Origin of the sequence: Streptomyces sp. NPDC005722 (genome assembly GCF_040630935.1) — a bacterium.
In the GTDB taxonomy this organism is placed as follows: domain Bacteria; phylum Actinomycetota; class Actinomycetes; order Streptomycetales; family Streptomycetaceae; genus Actinacidiphila.
The window spans coordinates 17,453-41,519 of sequence record NZ_JBEXYN010000061.1 but is presented as its reverse complement, the minus strand read 5'-3'; the positions used below and the strand labels follow the sequence as shown (position 1 = coordinate 41,519).

Annotated in this window: 22 protein-coding genes and 2 pseudogenes; 10 read left to right on the top strand and 14 right to left on the bottom strand. The window is 68.5% G+C overall.

Annotation, left to right across the window (positions count from 1 at the left end; genetic code table 11):
* Nucleotides 1–195 precede the first annotated feature (195 nt).
* On the top strand, nucleotides 196–426 hold the full coding sequence (locus tag ABZ479_RS38015) for a hypothetical protein (protein ID WP_500465834.1): 231 nt from the start codon (nucleotides 196–198) through the stop codon (nucleotides 424–426).
* Nucleotides 423–569, top strand: coding sequence for a hypothetical protein (locus ABZ479_RS38010; RefSeq protein ID WP_500465833.1), 147 nt, complete (start codon nucleotides 423–425; stop codon nucleotides 567–569). Before ABZ479_RS38015 ends, ABZ479_RS38010 begins: the two co-directional genes overlap by 4 nt.
* Before the next feature lie 115 nt (nucleotides 570–684).
* On the opposite strand, the gene ABZ479_RS38005 is transcribed toward ABZ479_RS38010, so the two are convergent.
* The 3 genes and pseudogenes from ABZ479_RS38005 to ABZ479_RS37995 all read right to left on the bottom strand — a co-directional run.
* Complete coding sequence (locus tag ABZ479_RS38005; RefSeq protein WP_500465832.1) at nucleotides 685–897, bottom strand: hypothetical protein; 213 nt, start codon at nucleotides 895–897, stop codon at nucleotides 685–687.
* A complete protein-coding gene (locus ABZ479_RS38000; protein ID WP_500465831.1) occupies nucleotides 897–1,916 on the bottom strand; it encodes an MFS transporter in 1,020 nt (339 codons plus the stop codon). Before ABZ479_RS38000 ends, ABZ479_RS38005 begins: the two co-directional genes overlap by 1 nt.
* A gap of 191 nt (nucleotides 1,917–2,107) precedes the next feature.
* Nucleotides 2,108–2,908: pseudogene (locus ABZ479_RS37995) on the bottom strand (ISL3 family transposase); the annotation flags it as partial.
* A gap of 20 nt (nucleotides 2,909–2,928) precedes the next feature.
* On the opposite strand from ABZ479_RS37995, the gene ABZ479_RS37990 reads away from it, so the two are divergent.
* Nucleotides 2,929–4,130 (top strand): IS3 family transposase gene (locus ABZ479_RS37990; RefSeq protein ID WP_500465830.1). Its coding sequence is split into 2 segments (ribosomal slippage): nucleotides 2,929–3,220 and nucleotides 3,220–4,130, totalling 1,203 coding nucleotides; the frame shifts between segments, so codons are not numbered across the junction.
* A gap of 51 nt (nucleotides 4,131–4,181) precedes the next feature.
* Here the strand turns inward: ABZ479_RS37990 and ABZ479_RS37985 are convergent.
* From ABZ479_RS37985 to ABZ479_RS37935, 11 genes and pseudogenes are all read right to left on the bottom strand, one after another.
* Nucleotides 4,182–4,361, bottom strand: a pseudogene (locus ABZ479_RS37985) (transposase family protein); the annotation flags it as partial.
* A gap of 391 nt (nucleotides 4,362–4,752) precedes the next feature.
* Entirely contained in the window at nucleotides 4,753–5,862 is a 1,110-nt protein-coding gene (gene pqqE / locus ABZ479_RS37980) for a pyrroloquinoline quinone biosynthesis protein PqqE (protein WP_500465829.1), read from the bottom strand.
* Entirely contained in the window at nucleotides 5,859–6,131 is a 273-nt protein-coding gene (gene pqqD, locus ABZ479_RS37975) for a pyrroloquinoline quinone biosynthesis peptide chaperone PqqD (RefSeq protein WP_500465828.1), read from the bottom strand. The genes pqqE and pqqD overlap by 4 nt, the downstream gene beginning before the upstream one ends.
* On the bottom strand, nucleotides 6,128–6,859 hold the full coding sequence (gene pqqC, locus ABZ479_RS37970) for a pyrroloquinoline-quinone synthase PqqC (protein WP_500465827.1): 732 nt from the start codon (nucleotides 6,857–6,859) through the stop codon (nucleotides 6,128–6,130). The genes pqqD and pqqC overlap by 4 nt, the downstream gene beginning before the upstream one ends.
* Nucleotides 6,856–7,755, bottom strand: a complete 900-nt coding sequence (pqqB, locus tag ABZ479_RS37965; protein ID WP_500465826.1) for a pyrroloquinoline quinone biosynthesis protein PqqB — start codon at nucleotides 7,753–7,755, stop codon at nucleotides 6,856–6,858. Before pqqB ends, pqqC begins: the two co-directional genes overlap by 4 nt.
* 9 nt (nucleotides 7,756–7,764) lie before the next feature.
* Nucleotides 7,765–7,890: a pyrroloquinoline quinone precursor peptide PqqA gene (gene pqqA / locus ABZ479_RS37960; RefSeq protein WP_500465825.1), complete on the bottom strand. Its 126-nt coding sequence runs from the start codon at nucleotides 7,888–7,890 to the stop codon at nucleotides 7,765–7,767.
* Nucleotides 7,891–8,160: 270 nt separating this feature from the next.
* Nucleotides 8,161–9,153, bottom strand: a complete 993-nt coding sequence (locus ABZ479_RS37955; protein ID WP_500465824.1) for a ThuA domain-containing protein — start codon at nucleotides 9,151–9,153, stop codon at nucleotides 8,161–8,163.
* A gap of 254 nt (nucleotides 9,154–9,407) precedes the next feature.
* On the bottom strand, nucleotides 9,408–11,561 hold the full coding sequence (locus ABZ479_RS37950; RefSeq protein ID WP_500465823.1) for an outer membrane protein assembly factor BamB family protein: 2,154 nt from the start codon (nucleotides 11,559–11,561) through the stop codon (nucleotides 9,408–9,410).
* 476 nt (nucleotides 11,562–12,037) lie between these two features.
* Nucleotides 12,038–12,877, bottom strand: a complete 840-nt coding sequence (locus tag ABZ479_RS37945; RefSeq protein WP_500465822.1) for a citryl-CoA lyase — start codon at nucleotides 12,875–12,877, stop codon at nucleotides 12,038–12,040.
* A complete protein-coding gene (locus ABZ479_RS37940; RefSeq protein WP_500465821.1) occupies nucleotides 12,874–14,079 on the bottom strand; it encodes a CaiB/BaiF CoA transferase family protein in 1,206 nt (401 codons plus the stop codon). The genes ABZ479_RS37945 and ABZ479_RS37940 overlap by 4 nt, the downstream gene beginning before the upstream one ends.
* Nucleotides 14,080–14,151: 72 nt before the next feature.
* Nucleotides 14,152–14,919: an IclR family transcriptional regulator gene (locus tag ABZ479_RS37935; protein WP_500465820.1), complete on the bottom strand. Its 768-nt coding sequence runs from the start codon at nucleotides 14,917–14,919 to the stop codon at nucleotides 14,152–14,154.
* Between the two features lie 209 nt (nucleotides 14,920–15,128).
* Here ABZ479_RS37935 and ABZ479_RS37930 point away from each other — a divergent pair, with 209 nt between their 5' ends.
* The 7 genes from ABZ479_RS37930 to ABZ479_RS37900 all read left to right on the top strand — a co-directional run bounded on the left by ABZ479_RS37930 (nucleotide 15,129) and on the right by ABZ479_RS37900 (nucleotide 24,063).
* Nucleotides 15,129–16,637: an aldehyde dehydrogenase family protein gene (locus ABZ479_RS37930; RefSeq protein ID WP_500465819.1), complete on the top strand. Its 1,509-nt coding sequence runs from the start codon at nucleotides 15,129–15,131 to the stop codon at nucleotides 16,635–16,637.
* Nucleotides 16,634–18,379 (top strand): thiamine pyrophosphate-binding protein, encoded by a 1,746-nt coding sequence (locus ABZ479_RS37925; RefSeq protein ID WP_500465818.1) that lies wholly within the window; start codon nucleotides 16,634–16,636, stop codon nucleotides 18,377–18,379. Before ABZ479_RS37930 ends, ABZ479_RS37925 begins: the two co-directional genes overlap by 4 nt.
* 5 nt (nucleotides 18,380–18,384) lie before the next feature.
* Nucleotides 18,385–19,542 (top strand): ABC transporter substrate-binding protein, encoded by a 1,158-nt coding sequence (locus ABZ479_RS37920; RefSeq protein WP_500465817.1) that lies wholly within the window; start codon nucleotides 18,385–18,387, stop codon nucleotides 19,540–19,542.
* A 46-nt stretch (nucleotides 19,543–19,588) separates the two neighbouring features.
* Nucleotides 19,589–20,458 (top strand): branched-chain amino acid ABC transporter permease, encoded by an 870-nt coding sequence (locus ABZ479_RS37915; RefSeq protein ID WP_500465816.1) that lies wholly within the window; start codon nucleotides 19,589–19,591, stop codon nucleotides 20,456–20,458.
* Nucleotides 20,455–22,290: a branched-chain amino acid ABC transporter ATP-binding protein/permease gene (locus tag ABZ479_RS37910; protein ID WP_500465815.1), complete on the top strand. Its 1,836-nt coding sequence runs from the start codon at nucleotides 20,455–20,457 to the stop codon at nucleotides 22,288–22,290. The genes ABZ479_RS37915 and ABZ479_RS37910 overlap by 4 nt, the downstream gene beginning before the upstream one ends.
* Nucleotides 22,287–23,021 carry an ABC transporter ATP-binding protein gene (locus ABZ479_RS37905; RefSeq protein WP_500465814.1) on the top strand — a complete coding sequence of 245 codons (735 nt, stop codon included), beginning with the start codon at nucleotides 22,287–22,289 and terminating at the stop codon, nucleotides 23,019–23,021. Before ABZ479_RS37910 ends, ABZ479_RS37905 begins: the two co-directional genes overlap by 4 nt.
* A gap of 142 nt (nucleotides 23,022–23,163) precedes the next feature.
* Entirely contained in the window at nucleotides 23,164–24,063 is a 900-nt protein-coding gene (locus ABZ479_RS37900; protein WP_500465813.1) for a shikimate dehydrogenase, read from the top strand.
* Nucleotides 24,064–24,067: the final 4 nt, after the last annotated feature.

Below are 24,067 nucleotides of genomic sequence, written 5' to 3'. Positions count from 1 at the left end.
AGACGACACGACATGCCATCCCTCCCGCCGGAGCACCGATCCCATGCCTGACCAGCGGAAACGCAGCTACCACCTTCGGAAAGACAACACCTCCTAATGCTGCTAAATTCCTGTGCTCTGGCCTGGGAAAGCTGCAGGTCACTCAGTCTGCTCCCCGCACCCGCGGGGATGGTCCGCCGGGCCGCCCGGGTTCGCGTGCTGAGCGGCGAGGACAACGACGTCGAGCTTCAGGCCGGGAAGAGGCCGCTGTTCCGCAGCGAGTGCACCTACTACTGCCCCGACGAGGCCACGGCCCGCCGATGCATCGAGGCGCTGGCCGAGTCCGACAAGCGGCTGCGGGAGCGGCCGGAGGAGCTGATGCTCTGGGACTGGCAGTCCACGTACTTGGAGGCCGAGCAGAACAACCCCAATGGCGGCGGCACGTGATCCACGGCGTGGCCTGGTACGACGCTGAGTTCTTCGCCGACCGCAAGGAGGAGTGGTTCGGCGCGATGCACCAGCGGATCTACCAGGGCCTCGGCATCCCGCTGGAGAACATCGAGGTCACCCACTGGAGCCGCGTCGCCTGAGCGGCTGATGGGCTGACGCAGGGGTGAGCGGCCGGGTCCGCCGTGGCCTCCCTTGGGGGGAGGAGGTGCGGGCCCGGCCTTCGGCGTTACGGAGGGAGGATCGGTTGAGGGGGCGTCAGTCGCGCGACAGAGCGGGCTCGGGCTGCGGCACGCGCGGGCCCTCGTCGCACGTCCACCACCAGGCGGCCGCCGTGCCGACGCCGGCGACGGCCACCGTGCCCAGTCCGCCGACCAGGAACCCGGCCGTGGGCGAGCCCGCCGCGACCGCGGGGACCACGAGCATCGACGCCGTTCCGGCGGTGCGGATCACCGTGAGGTCCAGCGACATCAGGCGGCGACGCGGGCCGGCCGGGAAGCCGGCAAGGTGCGTCTGCAACGTGAAGCCGCAGAACGGGGCGATGAAGCCCGAGGCGGCGGCGAGCGCCAGGAGGACCGGCAGGTTCCCGGCGAGGCCATTGAGGGCCAGCAGCAGGCCGGAGGCCGCCCACACCGCGCAGTACGCAGCGGGCAGCCGGGACGGGAGGCGGACGTGTCCGGCGACGAGGTCCCGGCCAGGGCGCCCGCGCCGGTCGTCGCCAGGATCAGCCCGTACGTTCCGGCCCCGGCGTGGAAGCGGGCGGCGAGTAGGGCGGGCAGGGCGAATGAGACCGCCTGGGCGAAGATGCCGGCGCCGTGCACGCCGATCGCGGCGCCGGTCGCCGGGTGGGAACGCAGCAGCACACGGGCCCCGAGCCTCTCGGGCGCGGTCGGACGCTTCCCGGCCGGGGCGCTCTTGCGGGCGCTGCGGCCGAGGCGGGCGAGCACCGCGGCGGAGACCGCGAACGTGGCCGCGTCGAGCCAGAACAGCGCGGGCTGCGGCATCACCGCGAGGAGGACACCGGCTGCGCCCGGTCCGGTGATGCGGGCGAGGCGGCCGGTGAGGTCCATCAGCCCGTACACGGCCTGCACTTCGCCGGGCTTCACCAGATCGGGCACCAGGGCGCCAAGGTTGGGGTCGAAGACGGCCCCGGCGGCGCCGACGGCGGCGGCCAGGACGAGCATGCCCGGCGTCCCGAACGTGCCCCAGGCGACGGGCAGTAGGGCGACGAGCACGATCCGGGAGGCGTCGACCGCAGCCAGCGCTCGTAGGGAGGCGAAGCGGTCCATCACGCGGCGGCCGACGGTGCCCATCACGACGTACGGCACTGACTCGGCGACCGCGACCAGGCCCATGGCGGCCGCGCCGGACTTCTCCCACGCCAGCCACATGATCGCCATGGCGTACAGGCGGTCACCGAACACCGACAGCGCCTGCGCACCCCACAGGGCAAGGACGCGGCGACGGCGCAGCAGCCGGACGTACCCCAAGATCACTCCCGCCCTGGAACGCGCGAAGTCCCGGCAGATGAGCCTGGCGGGACGCCAACACCCTAGGGCACGTATCGAGACGGATGAGACATGACGACACACCTGATCCCGGTGGAGGCGCGTATCGCCGCAGAGGCGACGTGCGGCGACCGAACCGAACTGGAGGCGATCAGCGACCGGCGGCGGGGTCCTCGTTTTCGCAGGTGCTCGCGGTAGGGGTCAACGAGGCTGGCGCGGTATTTGGGGACGCGGAGCATCCGCTTGGGCCGGTCGGCTCGTGTGTAGCGTTTGATGGTGTTCAAGGCCAGCTGCAGACGGCGGGCGCATTCGAGCAGGCCCACCCCCTGGTCGAGCAGGTCATGGATCTGCTGCCAGCGTGCCAGGGTGGTTCGGGCGCGTGGCCCGTCATGGATGGGTGCGTCCAATACGGTTGCCCAGCAGGTGCTGTGCGCCTTCACCTCGCTCAGGGAGGCTTCGCACAGGTTGTTCCACAGATGCCACCTGTCGGCGACCTGCAACGCGTGGGGCAGGGCGCGGCGGATGGCATCTGCATAGGTTGTGGAGCCGTCTCGGCAGACGACTTCGACGCCCGGGTGCTCATGCAGCCACGCTTCCAGCGTGCCGGCCGTACGGTCCGGCAGGACGTCGATCCGCTCGTGGGTCTCGGCGTCGATCACCACGGTGGCATAGCGGTGTCGTCGGCGCAGGGCGAAGTCGTCGACGCCGATCACGCGAGGCGTCCGCCCGGTGGGCAACGGGAAGCGCAGCATGGTGCGCAGGGCGGTGTGACGGGACAGGCCCATCGCGAGTATCGCCAGCAAACGTGATCCTGCTCGGCCTGCTAACTCTTTGACCACGGCCTTGACCTGCGCGGTCAGACGGGCAGTGCGTCGCTGGTATCGCTCCAGCACCCCGGGCACCTGTTCGCGGAAGGTGTGGCGGCAGCGGGTCTTGACCCCGGATCTTGGACACACGAGACACTGGATCCTGAGGATCTGAGGACGGACATCTCGTGGTCATGAAGAACTATCCGCCGCAGTTCAAGGCGGACGCGGTCGCGCTGTACCAGTCGCGGCCCGAGGCGACGATCAGGTCGGTCGCTGCCGATCTGGGGATCAATCCCGAGACCCTGCGGAACTGGGTCCGTGCGGCCGGAGCGAGTCGGCCGCGGGGACGCCGCGCGGAGGCTCCGACCGAGCCGCCCACCCCAATGGAGGCGGAGAACGCGGCCCTGCGCAAGAAGGTGCGAGAGCTGGAAGAAGAGCGCGAGATTCTCCGGAAGGCGGCCAAGTATTTCGCCGGGGAGACGCGCTGGTGAACCGCTTCCAGTTCGTCGCTGACCACCAGCGCCGCTACGGCGTGAAGCGGCTGTGCACCATCCTGGGCATCGCCCGCTCCAGCTACTACTACTGGCGCGCGACGGCCGCGGACCGAGCCGCCCGGCAAGCGTCCGACGCTCGTCTGGCCGCACGGATACGGGTCGTGCACCGCGAGTCGGGCGGCACCTACGGTGTCCCCAGGATCACCGCCGAGCTCCGCGAGAAGGGCGAGCGGATCAACCACAAGCGGATCGCGCGCGTGATGCGGAGCATCGATCTCGCGGGAGTGCGGCTACGTCGCAGGCACCGCACCACGATCGCGGACCCCGCCGCGGCGAAGGCCCCGGACATGATCGGCCGCGACTTCAGCGCCACCGCGGTGAACACAAAGTACGTCGGCGACATTACCTATCTGCCTCTGACCGGCGGCAAGTTCCTCTATCTCGCCACGGTCATCGACCTCGCTTCCCGGCGCCTGGCCGGCTGGGCGATCGCCGACCACATGCGCGCCGACCTCGTCATCGACGCCCTGCATGCGGCTGAACGAACTCGCGGCACCCTCGTCGGCGCCACGTTTCAGAGCGATCACGGGGCTCAGTACTGCAGCCGGGCCTTCGCTGACGCCTGCCGCATGGCCGGCGTCAGCCAGTCCATGAGCGCGGTCGGCTCCAGCGCGGACAACGCACTCGCCGAATCGTTCAACGCAACCTGCAAACGAGAGACCCTGCAAGGCCGCCGAGCCTGGGACACCGAACGCAAGGCCCACCTCGACCTCTTCCGCTGGCTGCACCGCTACAACACAGTCCGTCGCCACTCCAGCCTCGGGCATCGCAGCCCGATCGCCTACGAAACAGCGTCCCGGACAGCACCAACTACGCTGGCACCAGCCGCATAACCCGTGTCCAGGATTCGGGGTCAAGGCCCAGCCTCGCGCGGGGCACACCAGACGCCGAACCCGCACACGGACGACCACCCGGCGTCCGTCGACCGGAACGTCGGCGACCGTCCGCCAGTGATAGCCGTGCACCTGCCCTGACGAGGCCCCGCACACCTGGCAGACCGCGGTGTCCAGCGGAGTCCGGGCCCGCACCACAATCCGCACACCCTCGTCGGCCACATCCTCCATGACCAGCGGAGACAGACCCGAAAACACCATCTGCGCGAGCTCGTTGACATCTACCACATGAAATCAACGATCCTCACCACTCTCCGTCACCACCGAATGTGAGACAGAGCCGTTCAATGGACAGACCCCGACATCCGGCGGGACCAAGCGGTGTGACGGCTGTTGTCGGCCCGTAGGCACCCTGAAGGTAACGCCGGACCGGCGGCGGCCCCAACCATCCGCTCGCCAGGCTGAGGCGTCAACCCGTTTACGCCGTCAGGGCTGGCCAGACTGAATGCAGCAGTCGTGCTGATGACGACTCATGTGCGGATGGCCCACTCTTCGCTTTTCCCGCGAGGACCGGCGGTGGAGCTGCACGCTGGAGCCGTGACGCTCTTATGAGAGCAGCTGATTACAGCCGTGTCGCCTGGCGTAGGACGCTGTGAGACGGCTTACGAGGGATGATGGCTATTTGGTTGTCCGGTGGCGTGAGAGCGAGTGCGGTGAGATCTGCATGGTCGGGTGACAAGGAGCAGGCAGGGTCGGTACGGGACGCGTCGCCGGTCAGGGCGTGGGCTTGGCACCGGCAGCCGCCGAAGTCTTCGGTCCGGCGGTCGCAGGTACGGCAGGGGGAGGGCATCCAGTCGGTCCCGCGGTAAAGATTGAAGGCGGGCGACTTCTCCCAGATCCACCGCAGCGGCTGTTCGAGAACCGTCGGGGGGTTGAGGCCGGGCAGCGCTGCGGAGGCGGGGCACGGCAGGACTGTTCCGTCAGGGGTGACGGTCAGGGAGACGGCTCCCCAGCCGCCCATGCACGGCTTTGGTGTGCCGGTGAAGTAGTCGGGGGCCACCCACACGATTTCCATCTGGCCGGCGAGACGTGCGCGCCAGCGTTCCACAGCGGTGCCGGCAGCGGTGAGCTGTTCTCGGGTCGGCATGAGCGCGGTCCGGTTGAGCAGTCCCCAGCCGTAGAACTGGGTGTTGGCGAGTTCGATGCGGTCGGCCCGCCAGCGCACGGCCAGCGCCATCAGATCGTCGATGGCGTCGAGGTTGTGGCGGTGCAGAACGACGTTGACTCCCAGAGGGAGATTCGCCTCCCTGACCAGCGTGGCCGCGTGCTCCTTCGCGGCGAAGGCCCGGCTGCCGGCGATCTTGTCGGACTGTTCGGGGTCGGAGTGCTGCACAGATAGCTGGACGCTGCGCAGCCCGGCATCGACGAGCAGCTGAAGATGGTCCCTGGTCAGGCCGGATCCGCTGGTGACGAGCTGTGTGTACAGGCCGGCGTCGGCAGCTCCTTCGGTGATGGCCGCAAGGTCGGATCGCAGCAGCGGCTCCCCGCCGGACAGGTGGGTGTGCAGTACGCCGAGGTCGGCGGCCTGCTGGAAGACATCCGCCCACTGTGGCGCGGTCATCTCGCGGGAACGGCGGGTCAGCTCCAGTGGGTTGGAGCAGTATCCGCAGTGCAGCGGGCAGGCGTGGGTGAGCTCGGCGAGCAGAGCCCAGGGGGGTGGGGGGAGTGTCACTGGAGCCAGCCTTCCGTGCGCATGCGGTTCAGGAACGCCTCGACGTCGCGTCGCACTGTCTGTGCGGGATGCCCCTCGGCCAGGCGAGCGGAGATCTCGTCGACGGTGCGGGTGCCGTCGCACAGATCGAGGACGGGCCGGGCCGTGCCGTGCAGCACGACGACACGCTCGGGCATGAGCAGCACGTCGCTGCCGCGGGTTCGGTCGTGGCGCAGCACGATGGAGGAGTGCAGCCGCGGGCGCCATTCGGCTGCGGTGCCGCCGGTCACCGGGAGTTCTCCGGCTCTCCGGCCAGCTGCACGCTGTCCAGCAGTGACCACAGCACGTCGCACTTGAAGGACAGGGCCGCCAGTGACTGATCCTGCTGCTCTCGGGTCAGGGCCCACTGCTTTACCCACTCCAGAGCTTCGCTGCCGTCGCGACGTCCTTGTGGGACTCGGCTGCGGAAGTACGACAGCCCGCCTGATTCGATCCAGGGATAGTGCTGGGGGAACGTCTCCAGCCGGGTGAGCATGATGGACGGCGCGCACAGTTCGGTCAGCGAGGAGGCCACGGCCTCCAGTGGGCTGCGCAGCCGGCAGAAGTTGACGTAGCCGTCGACGGCCAGCCGGACACCGGGCAGAACGTGCTGATGGGCAAGGAGCTCGGCGCGGCCGAGCCCGACCGCCTGTCCCAGTCGCAGCCAGCGTTCGAGGCCTCCGTCACCTTCGCTGGTCCCGTCGTGGTCCTGGATGCGCCGCAGCCACGACCGGCGCTGGGCGGGCTGCGGCAGTTTGGCCAGGATCAGGGCATCCTTGATGGGGATGTTGCACTGGTAGTAGAAGCGGTTCGCCACCCAGGTGCGCAGCTCGGCCGGCCTCAGGTCGCCGGCGTGCATGCGCAGGTTGAAGGGGTGACGGTCGTGGTAGCGGCGGGTGGCCAGGTCGCGAAGCTGCTTCTCCAGCTCCTCCGCACTCCATGCGGCCGGGATCTGATGTTCGAGCCCGGTTGTGGTCATAGCGAGATCACCATCTTGTCCTCGGCCACCGCCAGGCCCAGTCGCGCAAGCCAGGCGTGCTGCGGAGCGTCGGGGTCGGTCAGGGGGTTGGTGTTGTTGAGATGGGTGTAGTAGCAGCGACCCGCCAGGTGCTTCAGATGCCTGGCGGTGCCCCTGGGGCCGTCGATCGGCAGGTGCCCCATGCCGGACGCCGTCCGTTGCGATATGCCGGTGCGCCGCGGTTCGTCGTCGTCGAAGAAGGTGCCGTCGATCAGGACACAGTCCGCGGCGGCGGTCTGCTCGGCGAGATCTGCGCTCCATGTGGCGAGCGCGGGTGCGTAGAGTGCTGTGCCACCGGTGAGGGGGTCGCGGACGTGCAGGGCCACGCTCCACGCGGGATGCGCCGGGGCGTCGGTGGCGTAGCGCGGACGCTTGGCCGACAGCGGCACCGCGCTGACGTGCAGCCCTGCGATGTCGGCGGGTGCGCCGTCGCGGACGAGCGGCAGATCGTTCCACGTCAGCTTGGTGTAGTGGGCGAGGATCTCGTCGAGGTGGAGCCGAGTTTCCAGGGCTTGCCGGACCTGAGGGGTCGCCCAGACTTCGATGTGGGCCGCTTCCCGTAGGCGGAGCAGGCCGAGCGTGTGATCGAGCTCGGCATCGGTCAGGACGACGCGGACCACAGGGGTGCGCTGATGCCCGGGGCTGGGGCGGAGCCCGGTATCGGCTTCGATCTGTTCGGCGATGTCAGGCGTGGCATTGGCCAGGAACCATGAGCCGGTGTCGGATGCGTGGACGGCAAGGCCGTCGTGCAGTCGGCGCCGGGTGGGGTGCCGGCGTGCCCCGGAACATCCGGGGCACGCACAGTTCCACTGGGGGAGGCCACCGCCTGCTGCTGTGCCGAGGACCCGCAGCAGCATGGCCGGCTGCTACTTGCTGCGCAGCGAGTAGGCGGTGACCTCCAGCGCGGTGTCGACCACGGTGAAGTCGGGCGCCTGCCAGCCGGTGGGCTCGGTCGCCTGGTCCTGGTGCTGGGTCTGGTGTTCGGTGTTCATGGAACTGCCTTTCTGGATGAGGTGGAGGCGGCAGCCGGGACGGCAGCGCTCGGCTGGCGGTCGTGCACGGCCGTCCCGGGTGTTCGCGGTACCGGGTCACGGAGTCGGCCTGTGCCCCGCGAACGAGTGAGGTCCATTAAGCGGTCCATGTGAACCACGTGATGGTTTTTCCGTGGCTACGCTAGACAGGACGGGTGGGGCTGGCAAGACGCTCGGCGGCTCAACTCCCCGTGATGGACGGCTTGCTGGCGCTGCTGGGGGCGCCGTCTGTTACTTGCAGAAGGGGGTTTTGCCCATGGCCGACTGGATGCCGCCCAGGATCAGGTTCTGGAACTCCGTGGCGCCGGCGAAGGAGCCGTCGGTGCTGAAGTCCTTGGCGTCGTGCCCCAGGGTGGTCAGCCAGGCGCGGCCGCCGTCGTAGTACTGGCACCAGGCGACCGGGTGGTTGTCACCGTGTCCGGGGTGGTTGTAGTTGCCGGTCACGCCCCTGGTCAGAGAGCTCTCGTCGACCTTGGCGAGCACCCGGACCCGGGTGGGGGCGGGAACGAGGTTGTACCACTCGTCGGTGAAGGTCCACGAGGACGGCAGGGACTTGGTGGACACATCCTTGCGGTCCACGGTCCGCACGATGCCCGTCTGGTTGGGACCGTGGTCGTAGAAGTTGGCGTTGCCCAGCAGCCCCTCGTACCAGGGCCAGTTGTACTCGGTGCCGAAGGCGTTGTGGATGCCGACGAAGCCGCCGCCGCCGCGGACGTACTGGCGCAGCGAGGTCTGGGCGGCATCGTCGAGGGTGTCACGGCTGGTGGAGTAGAAGATCACGGCGTTGTACCGGAACAGGGTCCCCGGCGAGGCCAACTGCGTGACGTCCTCGGTGTAGTCTACCTGGAAGCCGTTGTTCTGGCCCATCTTCACCACGGCGTTCTGCACGACGTTGGCGTCGGTGAGCGGCGGGTTCATCCCGGGCGCCAGCGCGGGGCCCAGATTGGCGTGCCGCGGGCCGGCGGTGCGGGTGAACAGCAGGACCTTGTATCCGTTGGCGGGGTCGAAGTTGCCCCAGTCGTGGTAGCAGCCGGGGTCGGTGCCGCGGCAGACGCCGTAGTCGGGGTCGCCGAGCTCTTTGGCGCCCTGGCCGATCCTGCCCTGCGCCACGCTGAGCGTGCCGGTGGCGATCAGGGCGATGATGACGGTGAGTGTGCCGACCAGTGTGGTCAGCGCCGCGTGCAGCGGCCGTATGCGGCGTCTGCTCGTGGGGGTGGTGGCCATGGTGAACGTACCCTTCACGTCGGGTGCGGGCGCGCCGTGTCGTGGCGCGGCGGAGGGGCGGGGAGTTTCCCCGTACGGGTGGGGGAGCAGGACGCCTGGTGAGGTGGCGCCGGGCACGCGCTCACAGGTCCGGGTCACGGACTGGGGGGCTTGCTCGGCGCGGCGTGTTGCGCTGCCTGTCGTGAGTTCGGCGCGCTGTTGCTGCGATGCGTCCAGGACAGGGGGCGTCGTGCGGGCGGCGGGTGACGCCGCAGCTACTGGACGACGATCTTGCCGGTGTTCTGCGGGGCGACCGGGTCGTTGTAGAAGAACTCGCCCGCCGTGTTGAAGGTGTAGCTGTAGGACTGGCCCGGCATCAGTAGACCGGTGTCGAACTCGGCGTCGAAGAAGGCGGCGGCGCCGTGCGCCGACTTGTTGTCGGCCGGATTGACGAAGGTGACCGTGGTGCCCTTGGCGACAGTCAGGTGCTGCGGTGACATCGCGTTCTGGGCGACGAGGTTCTCCGTCGTGCCCGGGGCCTTCTTCGTGGCGTTCCAGACGCGTCCCAGGGTCACGGTGTTGCCGGCGACCTCGCCGGTGACGGGGGCCGTACGGATCTGGTTGCGACGTGACGGGGGTATGGGCGCCGCGGCGGGTGCCACCTTGCCGCCGATCTTGAACGCCCACAGGTGGTCGCCCTTGGGGATGTCCGGGTAGGGCAGTCCGTTGCCTCCGGCCAGGACGGCGACGTACTGCTCTCCGTCGACCTCGTAGGTCAAAGGGCTGGTGTTGACGCCGGCGCCGCACTGCCAGGTCCACAGCTCGGTGCCGTCACGGTCGTCCAGAGCGGTCAGGACGCCGTCGGGGCGGCCCTGGAAGAGCACGCCGCCCGCGGTGCTCAGGATGCTGTTGCCGTGGGCGAGCGACCAGTCGCCGTCCCGGCGCCAGGCGACGGTGTTCGTACGGGGGTCGACGGCGACCAGACCGCCCGCGAAGTACTCGCCCAGCGGCCGTGCGGTGTTGACGCGCCCGCCGTGGGTGTTGGAGTAGGCCGAGTTGATCAGCCCGTATCCGACGTAGACGTAGCCGGTGCGGTGGCTGAAGGACGGGAAGGACCAGTCGGCGCCGCCGCCGGCTCCGGGGAAGATGATCGTCGCGCGGTCCCAGTGGACCTCGAAGATTCCGCCGGTGGGGTAGAAGGGCACCGGGCGGGTTGCCTTGTCCAGTCGCGGCTCGGTCTCGACGAACGGCTCGCCGCCGGGGAACGGCTGGGTGGGCGCGGTCTTCTGAGCGGCGTGCTGGGGGACAGGCCGCTCCTCCATGCCGTGGATCGGCTTGCCGGTGGCCCGGTCGAGGATGTAGTACATCCCGGTCTTGCTGCCGTAGACGACGACCTTGCGCTTCTTGCCGTCGATGAGGAGGTCGGCCAGCACCGGGGACATGACGCCGTCGTAGTCCCAGATGTCGTGATGGACCGACTGGAAGTGCCAGCGGCGCTTTCCGTTCTTGGCATCGATGGCCACCAGGCAGTTGGCGAACAGGTTGTCGCCACCCCGGGTGGAGCCGTCGGTGCGTGGATACGGATTGCCGAAGGTCCAGTAGACGATGCCGAGATCGGGGTCGACGGCCGGGTGGATCCAGCACACCGCGCCACCGGTCTTCCAGGTGTCGCCTTCCCAGGTGTCGTGGCCGAACTCGCCGGGGCCGGGGGTGCCCCAGAAGATCCAGGCGACCTCGCCGGTGTCGGCCTTGATCGCGTAGCCACGGCCGCGAGCTCCGGCGGTGCTGCCCTGGGTGCCGACGTAGATCAGCCCGTCCCAGTAGACGACCGCGCCGGCCAGACCGCCCTTGCTGCCGCCGCACTGGCCGCTGGCGGGGTCGCAGTCGGGGTCGCCCTGGTCCTCGATCAGCAGTTCGGTCTGCCAGACGACCGCGCCGGTCTTCTGGTTGAGGGCGTAGACCGTGTTGGAGCCGGAGATGGTGAAGGCCAGACCCTTGCCGAGCGCGATGCCGCGCATGTTGGTGGTCTCGGTGCCGACGTTCGTCTTCCACTTCACCGCGCCCGTTCGGCCGTCGATGGCGAAGACGTTCTGCTGCGTGGTGGCGAGATACAGCACGCCCTTGTCGGCAATGACGGCGCACTGCTGAGAGGAGCGGGTGTCGCCGCCCTCGAGATTGATGTGCCATGCCCCGCCGAGCCGGTGCACGTTGGACCTGGAGATGTCGCCCAGGGCGGAGTAGTTGTGATTGCCCAGGTTGCCGCCGGCCTTGGGGAAGTCCCCTCGGGTGGCTGCGTGAGACTGAGGCGGAACCGGCAGCGCCAGCTGTGGTGAGGAGCCGGGGGAGGCCTGCGCTGGGGAGCCGTTGATCAGGGCGACGGTGCCGGCACTGCCGGCCGCCGCACTGACCAGGAACCTGCGCCTGTCCATGGATCCCTCTTTCGTTGTTCTGCGGGCCGGGCGGGCGGCATAGGACGTACCGCCGTCGGCGACAGGGGTGGAGGGTGCCGAATTGCGGATCGCGGTCCGCTAGGTGGTTCGGATAATCCGTATGGTGGTTACCGTGAGGCGGTGCAATACGTTAGGCACGGTGTGATGGCCTGACAAGAGGCGTGACAGGGGTTCTGTGATTTCCCACGTCAGCAGGGGAGTTGCCGCCGCAGCAGGCTGACGCGGGGTGTTGGGGGCCCTTTTCGGCGAGGGCAGCATGCATCGTCCGCTGTCGGATCGTCCGTTACGCGCCCAGCGGCTTATCCGCGGGTACGCAGGCAGCTCTGGCCGGCGGTCGGCGGGTGCTGTGCCGACCGCCGGCCAGGCGCCAGTGCGGTGAAGAGGTCAGGCCTCACAGGATGGGGCGGTTGCGGGTATGCCACGGTGAGAGAGCGGGGGAAGCTCGGGGGTTGCGGTCAGGCGTGCTGGGCGGGCTCCAGGCGGGCGGGCAGGACCGAACGGGGGATGGGGCCCTTGTTGCGGCGGCCCTGGCCGCTCTCCTCCCAGGCATGCGCCAGGATGCCCACGGACCGGCTCAGTACGAACAGGCCGCGGGCCAACGGAGCCGGGAAACCGAGCTCTGCATAGATGACCGCGGTGGCGCCGTCGATGTTCATGGGGACGGGACGGGCTCCGGCTCGTCGCTGTTGCAGGGTCGCTTCGACGGCAAGTGCGGCTTGCAGGAATTCGCCCTTGACCTCTCCGGCCTGCACCGCCTGCTCGACCAGCCTCAGCAGAGGGTCTCGGCGGGGATCGAGGGGATGGAAGCGGTGACCGAAGCCGGGCAGATATCGAGAACGCTGTTGCCAGGCGGCCATGACGCGAGCAGCGGCGGCGTCCAGCGCAGTGCCGGACCGGCGCTCCTCGACGATGTCTGTGAGCATTTGTACGCACTGCTGGCCCGCTCCGCCGTGGACGTCGCCGAGCATGTTCACCCCGGTGGCGACCGCGTTGTTCAGGCCGACGCCGCACGTGGCGGCCATCCGGGCTGCGGCGATGGACGGAGCCTGTGGTCCGTGGTCGACCCCAGCGACCAAAGCGGCCTCCAGCAGCGCAGCCTGCACAGGAGTGGGACGGTCTCCACGCAGCAGCAGCCAGGCGATCTCCACCAGACCGACCGAGCCTATGAGGTCCTGCACGGGGATTCCCCGCAGTTCGATGGAACCCGGCTCGATATGGCTGACGGCGGTGGCCCACCACTGCGCCGCTTCGTCGGCGGCGGTCGGGCTCGGATTCGATGCGGCCGGAGAGGTCATGGCGCTGGTGCCTCCGTGCAGGAAAGGGCGGTGGTGGTCCATCCCGCCACCAACTGATCACGCTCGTCGTTGTGCTGGCCCAGCAGCGGCGGCGACGTGGTGGGCCGCAGCGGCAGACCGTCCAGGAGAACTCCGCTGCCGGAAACACGCAGCCGGCGACCGGTGCCGTCGGGAATCTGAAGATCGGTGAAGAAGCCGCGATGCTCCAGCTGCGGCAGGTCGACGGCCTGCGGAACGTTCAGGATTCTGGCCGCAGGCACACCAGCGGCCGACAGAATGTGCTCCCACTCTGCTGCGGGCTTGGCGCGCAGCGCCCGGTTGAGTTCCTCGTTGAGAGCGTCGCGATGCCGCTTGCGGTTCTCACGTTCGGAGAACCGGGGATCGCTGATCAACTCGGGGACGCCGACCAGGCGGCACAAGGACTCAAACTGCGCCTGCTGGTTAGCTGCAATGTTCAGCGACCCTTCGGCCGTTTCGAACGTGCCCGACGGTGCCGCGGTCGCATTCTGGTCGCCCATCGGCTGCGGAGGTACGCCGCTGACAAGGTAGTTGGACACTGCCCAGCCCATGGTCGACAAGGAGACCTCGAGCATGGACACGTCGAGCTGCGCACCGGTGCCGGTGCGTTCACGGCGCAGCAAAGCGGCACTGATGGCCAGTGCCGCCGCCAGGCCCCCGCTGGTGTCGCACACCGGAAAACCCACACGCTGGGGGGCGGTTTCCTGGGTGCCGGTGATGCTCATCATGCCGGAGAGGCCCTGGATGATCTGGTCGTAGGCGGGGGCATCGCTCATCGGCCCGCTCTGGCCGAAACCGCTGATCGAACAGCTCACCAGGCGGGGGTTGAGGTCGCGCAGACGATCCCGGTCCAGGCCCATGCGGTCCAGGACCCCCGCCCGGAAGTTCTCCAGCAGCACGTCCGCCCCGGCGATGAGCTTCTCGAGCCGTTCGTAGTCGGCGGGGTCCTTCCAGTTGAGTTCCAGGGACTTTTTCCCGGCGTTCTGGGCTAGGAAGGACGCGCCCAGTCCCGCACGGTTCAGTTCGGGGTCCGGGCCAAGGGCCCGGGCCAGGTCGCCTTGGCCTGGGCGCTCTATCTTGACGACCTCGGCACCCAGCAGCATGAGCTGATAGCTGCAATAGGGGCCTGCCAGGACGTTCGTCAGGTCAAGGACGCGGACGCCGTTAAGCGGTAGGTCCTGCATGTATCAATCCCTTCCGCGGTGCCATGGGTAAGTTGCGCTTGTGGGGGTGCACCCGGGGCGGCGCCTGCGGGGTCACGAACCCTCTGCCAGGGCGGAGGGAAACCCGTGTCCCATCACCTGAGCGGCCACTTCGCGCAGGTCCTCGGCGAACTCCTCCACCACGGAATCCGGGATGCGGGTGGTGGGCCCACTCAGTGACAGCGACGCGATCATCGAGCCGGACCGGCCCAGAATCGGCACGGCCACCGCCGTCAGGTCCGTGTCGCGTTCTCCGCGGCTGATCGCCCAGCCCTGCCGGGTGGCCTCCTCGGCCGTTTGCCGGAGCCGGTCTACTTCACCTGCGCCGTGGGGGGAATCGCGGGCCACCCGCTGCAGGAGGGTGTCCGATGCGTCGCCGAGCAGGACCTTGGAAGACGCGCCGGCCCACAGGGGCAGTTCGTCACCGACCCGGACCACATGGCGCAGCGGGTGAGGGCTTTCCGCCTGGGCGACACAGACACGGTGGATGTCACGCCGGATCATCACGTTGACGGTCTCGCCTCGGCGCTCGGCCAGCAGCCGGATGAGTTTGCGTGTCTCCGGGGGAAGATCCCAGCTCCTGTGTGCCAGGTGAGCCCAGCGCCACAGTCCCGGTCCTGCGGTGTAGCCCGCGGAGGTAGCCCACAGCAGACCGCTCTGTTCCAGAGTCTGCACCAGCCGGACCACCGTGGTCTTCGGCAGACCCGTCGCCTCCACGATGTCCCGCAGGGGCACGATTGGCTGATCTTCCGTCAGCAGCGACAGGATGTCCAGGGTCCGGCGCACACTGCGTACACCGCTCGTACCTGGTTCGTTGTCCATGGGTCTCCCTCGTTGTTGGTCCGGTGATGCTCTGACCGGCACAGCAGGCTGGTCAACTCCCGTGCGCGATAAAGCCCGTCACTGGTTTCACGGCCCGGACAACTTCTCCCGCTCGGCCTCTTGCCACGAGTCTGCGGCGCCCGTACGTTACACGCCAGTCCACAGGGCAGTCCACGTAAACCGCTAGATGGTTTTTTGGGAGTGGGTTCATGCTGCAAGACATCCTTACGGCCGCTGCCAACGCGGAGGTCATTCACGCCCCGGGGTACCTCGCCGGGCAGTGGGCTGACGACGATGGTCCGCCGGCCGAGCGGACGGGCCCCTACCTGCGACGAACCGTCAGCCGCACCCGCAACGCGACGCCTGCGGACATCGAACGATCACTGGCTCACGCCCGCTCCGCGGCACCCTCCATGGCCTCCCTGGCCCCCGCCAGGCGGGCCGACATCCTCCAGAAGGCGTCCGAAGCCGCTACCCAACACCGCCAGGACCTTGCCCGGTTGCTCGCCCTCGAGCTCGGCAAGCCCCTACGTGACGGTCTGGGGGAGATCGACCGCGTGGCCTCGACCTTCGCCGTGTGCGCCGCCGAGGCCCGCCGTATCGGCGGGGAGACCCTGCCCGTCGCCGGGTGGGACAACGGGATCGGCAACACCGCCTTCACCTACCACGCCCCTGCCGGCGTCGCACTCGCCATCACCCCGTTCAACGCGCCGGCGAACCTTCTCGCCCACAAACTCGGTGCGTCCTTCGCCGCAGGCAACGCCACCTTGGTCAAGGCTCCACCGCAGGCCCCCGCCGCCTCCGCCGCGATCATCGCGCTGCTGCTCGAGTCCGGTCTGCCCCAGCAAGCAGTCCAGTTGCTCCACGGCGGCGGCGACGTGGGCGCCGCACTGTGCGCAGCCCCCGAAGTCGACGTCATCAGCTTCACCGGAAGCCACGCCACCGGCACAGCAGTCGCCCAAGCAGCAGGCGCCAAGCGCCTCGCCCTGGAACTGGGCGGCAACGCGGCCACCATCGTCTGCGAAGACGCCGACATCGCCACCGTCGCGACCGCGTGCGCCCGCACCGGATACAGCAACTCCGGCCAGAGCTGCATCTCCGTCCAGCGGGTCTATGTCCACCGCTCCCGCTACACCGAATTCCTCGACGCCTTCACCGCCGCCGTGGACAAACTCGTCGTCGGAGACCCCCTCGACCTGGGCACCGACGTCGGATCCATGGTCGACGAGGACGCCGCCGAACGCGTCGTGCGATGGAGCGCCGAAGCCGCCGAACGCGGCGCCCAGGTCCTGCGCGGCGGAACCCGCGACGGAGCGATCGCCGCACCCACCATCGTGGCCAACCCCCCGGCGGACGCCTCCGTCGTGGTCCACGAAGTCTTCGGCGCCCTGGTGGCGGTCCTGCCCTACGACGACTTCGAGGCGGTCATCACCTCCTGCAACAACAGCCGCTACGGCCTGCAGGCCGGCCTGTTCACCCAGAACATCTCCCGCATCATCACCGCGTGGCGGCAGCTGCAGGTCGGCGGCCTGATCATCAACGGCACCTCCAACTACCGCCTGGACCATCTGCCGTTCGGCGGCGTCAAAGACTCCGGCTTCGGGCGCGAATCGCCCCGCTGGCTCATCGAGGACTTCACCACGGTGAAGACCCTCGTCCTGCGCGGACTGTCCGTCTGGGGAGACACCCGAGACATCACAAAGGAGAACGAATCATGACGGTGACCGCGGCCGAGGCCCTCGTCGCCCAGCTTGAGTCCTACGGCGTCGAGTACATCTTCGGAACGTGCGGCCACACGAACATCGCCCTGCTGGACGCACTCGGACCCAGCTCCATCACCTTCGTCATCGCCCGGCACGAACAGGCCGCCGCCCACGCCGCCGACGGCTACGCCCGCGCCTCCGGCAAGCCCGGCGTCCTGCTCACCCATGTCGGCCCCGGGATGATGAACGCCGTCACCGGCGTGGCCACCGCAGCCCTCGACTCCATCCCCATGATCGTCATCTCCGGTGACATCCCCACCTACTACTACGGACGCCACCCCCACCAGGAAGTCAACCTCCACGCCGACGCCGACCAGACGGCCATCTACCGGCCCTTCTGCAAGCGCGTGTGGCCCGTGCAGCGCACCTTCGACCTGCACCGGACCATGGAGCGCGCCTTCTATACCGCCACCTCGGGCCGGCCCGGAACCGTCCTGGTCAACATTCCCATGGACCTGTTCTCCCGCCAGGTCCAGCCCTACGCCGTCGGCTCCCACCCCCTGCCCGACATCGCCCTGCCCGGCCTGAACGAGGCAACCGCCCGCCGCATCGCCGACGCACTCCTGACCGCAGAACGCCCCCTGATCTACTTCGGCGGCGGCCTGCGCACCCCGCAGGCCCGCCAGGCCCTCCTCGACCTGGCCGAACACCTCGACATCCCCATGGCCCACTCCCTGATGGGCAAGGGCACCATCCCCGACCGCCACCCGCTCCTGCTGGGCATGCCGGGCTTTTGGGGACTGGAGTCCACCCACGCCCACACCAAGCAGGCCGACGTCGTCCTGGCACTCGCCACCCGCTTCGCCGAAACCGACGCCAGTTCCTGGGACCCGGCGCACACCTGGAACTTCCCGCCTAGCAGGCTGATCCAGATCGACCTGGACCCGGCGGAGATCGGACGCAACTACCCGGTGGAGATCGGGGCCGTCGCCGACGTCGGCCATGCCGTTGCCGCCGTCGCCGACGCGGTCCGTGCAACCCGGCCCGAACCCCTGTCTCGGCCCGGACTGCGCGAGTCCATTACCGGCGCCCGCTCGGCCCTGTTCGACAAGGCCGACGACGACGGCATCAGCGACCGCTACCCCTTGCGTCCCCAGCGCATCCTGGCCGACCTGCGTGCCGCACTGCCGGCCGACGCGGTCCTGGTCACCGACGTCGGCTGGAACAAGAACGGCGTCGCCCAGTGCTACGACCTGCCCGAGCAAGGCCGCTTCATCACCCCCGGCGGGGCCTCGACCATGGGTTTCGGTCCTGCCGCCGCGGTCGGCGTCCAGATGGCCCAGCCCCAGCGCACCGTGGTCGCCCTGATCGGCGACGGCGGCATGAGCGCTCAGTTGCCGGCCGTACCCATGGCCGTTGAACAGGGCCTGCCGGTGATCTTCGCCGTGATGAACAACCGTGCCCACGGCACCATCTCCGACCTGCAGGTCTCCAACTTCGGCCGCGGCTACGGCTGCGACTTCACCGACCCGCAGGGCCGCCCCTACAGCCCCGACTTCGCCGCCTACGGCCGCTCCTGCGGCGCCGACGGCTACGAGGTGACCAGCGCCGCCGACCTCGCCAAGGCGCTGGCCCAGGCCGTGGAGCGCCGCCGTCCCGCCGTCATCGACATCCCCATGGTCAACGAGCCGGTCCCGACCCCCGGCCACTGGAATATCACCGACATCTACCGGGGCCAGTTCCCCGACGAAGGATGACCGCCATGTCTGCCTCCTTCCCCGCCAGAACCCTTCTCGCCATCGCCACGGTCCTGACCCTGGGTGCGGTCGCCGCCTGTGCCGCCCCCGGCGAATCCGGTTCCGATGCGGCAGCCGACTCCGGCCCCATCAAGATCGCCGTGGTGAACGCCCAGAGCGGGCAGCTCAGTTCGCTCGGAGCGTGGGAGTACAAGGGCGCCAAGCTCGCGGTCGACCAGTGGAACGCCAAGGGCGGCATCAACGGCCGCAAGATCAAACTGACGCTCTTCGACAACCAGGGCGACCCCACCACCGGCACCAACATCGCCCGGAAGATCGCCAGCCAGCACTACATAGCGATGATCGGCACTTCTGAGAGCGCCGTCACCGTCGCCATGGCCCCTGTCCTACAGCAGGCGAAGATCCCCAACATCACCTCCGGGCAGTCCACCGCCCTGGTCGACGTCAAGAGCCCCTTCCTCTTCCTGAACGGCCCCACCAGCACCACCTACGACTCCACTCTGGCCAAGTACCTGGTGGAGACCAAGAAGTTCAAGAAGATCGCCATGATCACCAACAACGGGTCCTATGGCAAGGGCGAGCACGACGCCTTCACCGCCGCGGCCAAGTCCCTCGGCATCACCCCCGTCACCGACCAGATCGTCACCACGGACCAGAAGGACTTCTCCGCGGCTCTGACCACCATCCGCCAGAAGAAGCCGGACGTGGTGTTCATCGGCTCCGAGGAAGTCGAAGCCGGCCTGATCGTCAAGCAGGCACGCGACCTGGGCGTCAGCGCCCCCTTCGCCGGCGCGGCCCCTCAGGGCACCCCCGTGTTCATCGACACCGCCGGCCAGAAGGCCGCCGAGGGAACCATCGTCAGCTCCCCCTACCTCAGCAACGACACCAGCGAAGCAAGCAAGGCCTTCGCCCAGGCCTACCAAGAGGCCTACAACGAGACCGCCGAACTGCACGGCGCCAAGGCCTATGACGGCGCCAACATCATGCTGACCGCCCTGAAGACCACCAACGTGGGCACCGGAAGCGAGCTCGCCGAAGCCATCCGCGCCACCCGCTACGACGGACTGCTGGGCCAGTTCGCCTACGACAACACCGGGGTCGGCATCTTCAAGACCTCCATCGGCACCATCACCAGCGGCAAGCTCGTCGCCGCCGACCAGTAGCAGACGCCGACAGCCGGGACCACGGGCCCGACCACAGGAGCCAGCAGTGCAAGTCACTTTGCAGACCCTCATGGGAGGCATCAGCCTCGGGGCCATCTACGCCCTGATAGCCATGGGATTCTCCGTCGTCTACCGCACCATGGGGCTCGTCAACTTCGCCCATGCCGACGTGGCGATGATCGGGGCCTACGCGGCCTCCACGTTCTACCTCACCGCGCACGTCCCCTTCGCCCTTGCGCTGATCCTGTCCATCGCCGTCACCGGCGGCATCGGCCTGGTCATCGAGCGGGTCCTGCGTCCGCTGGAAAACAAGGACTTCGACCTGATGCTGATCGGCACGATCGGCTTCGGAACCGTCCTGCAGGCTGCCGCCACACTGATCTGGGGGACGACGGGCCGTGCGGTGCCCTCGCCCCTCAGGTCAGCGCCTCTGGACCTGCTCGGCGTCAAGGTACGCACCTACGACCTGCTCGTCATCGCCGTCACCGCAGCATCCGTCGCCCTGCTCGTGCTGTTCCTACAGCGCACCAAGCAGGGAGTGGCCATGCAAGCAGTCGCCATGGACCACGAAGCAGCCACCGCCGTAGGCATACACGTCGGCCGCAGCAACGCCCTGGCATTCGCCATCGGCGCAGGCCTTGCAGCCCTGGCAGGCGGCCTCGTCGGCCCCATGCTCTACGTCGACCCCAGCCTCGGCGGAGCCCTTGGCATCAAGGGATTCGCCGGAGCCATGCTCGGCGGCTTCGGCAGCATCCCCGGAGCCGTCGCCGGCGGCCTCGCCATCGGCATCCTGGACTCCTACACCGCAGGACACTTTCAGGGCTACTCCGTCCTGGTCACCTTCCTCGTCCTCACCCTCGTCATCATGATCCGGCCCATGGGGATCTTCGGAGAGCGGACGGTGAGCCGCGCATGAAGACCCTCAAGACACGACTGCCCCTGTACGCCGCGCTCGCGGTCGCCGCCTACGCCCTGCCCTACGGCCTCAACAGCTACATCATTCACGTCGTCGACATCGCGTTGGTCTTTGCGCTCCTGGCCGTCGGCATGGGGCTGGCCATGGGCATCTCCGGCCAGATCAACCTCGCCCAGATCGCGTTCTTCGGCGTCGGCGCCTACGCCACCGCCATCCTCACCACCCACAGCGGCTTCGGGTTCTGGCTCGCTGCGGTGCTCGGCCTGCTTGCCACCATGGCCGTCGGCCTCCTGGTCGGTATCCCGGCCCTGCGCATGCAGTCCCACTACCTCGGCATCGTCACACTGGGCCTGGCGCTGGGCTTCACGAACTGGATCACCAATGCCAAGATCACCGGCGGAGCGGACGGTATCCTCGGCATTCCCGTCCCACCCCTGTTCGGGATCGACCTCTCCAGCGAATACCTCTACTACTACCTGGAGATCGTCGTCTTCGCCCTGGCCCTGATCTTCGGTGCCTTCGTCGTCCGCACCGGCCTGGGCCGCCGCCTGCGCGCCATGCGCGACGACGCCCTGGCCGCTGGCTCCATGGGCGCCGAAATCCCCCTGCTGCGCATGACCGCCTTCATGCTGGCCAGCGTCTACGGCGGACTGGCCGGCATCCTGTACGCCGGGCTCATCCGCTACGTGGCGCCCGAGACGTTCAGCATCTCCAACATGTTCTTGCTCCTCGCCATGGTCATCATCGGCGGCCGGTACAGCCTGATCGGATGCGCCGTCGGCGCGGTCGGACTCATCCTCATCCGCGAGGCCCTGGTGGACTTCGCGACCTACGCCCAGCTCGGCTACGGCGTGGTCGTCGTCGCCATGGTGGTCTTCGCCCCCACCGGCCTCGCCGGCATCCCGCAGCGACTGCAGGGCATGATCCGCCGCCGCAGGGGAGGGGACCAGCAGCGCAGCACCCTGCGGCCCTTCACCCCCTATCCCGCAGTGGAATCCACTGAGCCGGGCGACGAATCGTCCGAACAGGCTCCCATCTTGGAAGTACGGCACATCACCAAGCGCTTCGGGGCCCTGACCGCTCTCAACGACGTCAGCCTCACCGTCGGCGCCGGCGAGATCCGCGGCATCGTCGGCCCCAACGGCTCCGGCAAAACCACCCTGTTCAACACCATCAGCGGCGTATACCGCCCCGGCTCAGGCTCCGTCCTGTGCAGCGGCCAGAGCATTACCAACGCCCGTCCCTACCGGCTGTCCCTGCTCGGCATGGCCAGGACTTTCCAGAACCTTCGCCTCTTCCGCCAGATGAGCGTGCGCGAGAACATTCTTGTCGCGCTCGACCGCACCCGTACCTACGCGATCTGGCAGTACCTGCTGTGGCCGATCGGCGTCATCCGCCAAGAACGGCGCTTGCGCCACGAGGCCGACAGGCTCCTCGACCAATTCGGCCTGACCGAGTTCGCGGATGCGGCACCCCAAGCCCTGCCCTACGGCATCCAGCGCCGTATCGAGATCGCCCGGGCCATGGCGTCCCGGCCACGTCTGCTCCTCCTGGACGAACCAGCCGCAGGACTCAACGGAGAAGAGGTCGGTCACCTGGCCGGCATGGTCCGCTCCATCCGCGACCACGGCACCACGGTCATCCTCATCGAGCACAACATGGGGCTGGTGATGTCCCTGTGCGAACGCATCACCGTCCTGGCCGCAGGCGCAGTCATCGCGGAAGGCACCCCCGCCGAGGTCGTCGCCGTCCCCGAAGTGATCGAGGCATACCTGGGCGACTCCATGAGCGATGACCTCCCCACGTCGGCTCCCACAGAGGTGACCCAGTGACCACGCCTTCCTCGCGCTCGACCGACACCCTGGTCGTCGAGGACCTCACCGTGCACTACGGAGGCGTATGCGCGGTCCGCTCCGTCGACCTGACCGTCGGCCCCGGGGAATCCGTCGGAGTCATCGGCGCCAACGGTGCAGGCAAGACCTCCACCCTCAAAGCACTGATGGGACTGGTCCCCCGCAAAATCGGCCGGCTCACCCTCGGCGAGCAGGACCTGTCAAAGGTCAAAGCCCGGGACATGGTCCGTCACGGCATCGGCTACGTTCCCGAAGGCCGGCACGTCTTCCCAGGTCTGCCTGTGGAGAAGAACCTGCTGCTCGGCGCCTACAGCCACGCCTGGAACGCCGACACCCACAACACCCTGGCCGAGGTGTACGACCTCTTCCCCGTACTGAAAGAGATGCGCGGCAGGCTCGCCGGAGCACTGTCCGGAGGACAGCAGCAGATGCTCGCCATCGGCCGCGCCCTCATGGCACGCCCCAGGCTGCTCCTCCTGGACGAACCGTCGATGGGCCTGTCACCCAAACTCATCGAAGACATCCTCGACGTACTCATCCGGCTCCGCGGGGAAGGCCTGAGCCTTCTGCTCGTCGAACAGAACGCAAAACTCACCTTCGGAGTCACCAGCCACTGCCTGGTCATGGAGAACGGCACGGTCGCCATGACCGGAACCTCGGACGACCTCCGTCACGACAGCCAGGTCCGGCAGATCTACCTCGGCCTGTGACTTTCAGCCTCCCTCCCGGCCGCGCGGTCTCAGCCCACGTGACCGGGAGGGAACCCTACCGGGTCCCTACACCACCGTCGCCACCGCCAGATGTGGCCCCAGCCGATTCCGCCCTGTACCCCCGGCGTCCGGGAAGGCCGTCATGACCGACCACACCATCCGCACCGGCCTCATCGGCGCCGGCATCGGCCCCTCCTTCAGCCGCGCCCTGCACGAGACCGAAGCCCGAGCAGCGGGCCTGAACCTCACCTACCAGCTGTTCGACATCGACACCCTCGGCCTACCACCGGAAGCGGTCAGCACCCTCATCGCCCGCGCCCACACAGACGGCTACCAGGGGCTGAACATCACCCACCCCTGCAAACAGCTCGCCGTAACCGCACTGGACGCTCTGTCCGACGAAGCCCACGCCATCGGAGCCGTGAACACCGTCGTCTTCGAGGGCGACAAGAGCACCGGACACAACACCGACAGCGCAGGCTTCGCCAAGGCCTACGCCACCGTCCTTCCCGACACCAACCCCGAACGCGTGGTTCTCATCGGCGCCGGCGGCGCGGGAGCCGCCGTGGCGCACGCCTTGCTGAGTATCGGCACCACCAGCCTGGCCGTCATCGACACCGACCTGCCCCGCGCCCAGCACCTCGCCGCCAGGCTCACCACACACCACGGACCACACCGCAGCATCACTGCACACCCGCCCCACGACATCGCAGGCGTCCTCACACAGGCAGACGGCCTGGTCCACGCCACCCCCACCGGAATGGCTGCCCACCCAGGTCTGCCCCTGCCCGAAGAACTCCTCACCGCCGACCTGTGGGTCGCCGACATCGTCTACCGGCCCCTGCAGACCCCTCTGCTCACGGCAGCTCAAGCGCGCGGCTGCCGCACCATGCACGGAGGGCACATGGTCGTCCACCAAGCCGTCGACGCCTTCCGCCTGTTCACCGGCACGGAAGCCGACACCACCCGCATGCTCCGCCACCTCGACCAGCTCATCCTCGAGGAGAGCGGCACGACCCGGGGCCGGCTTCCGGCACAGTGATGCC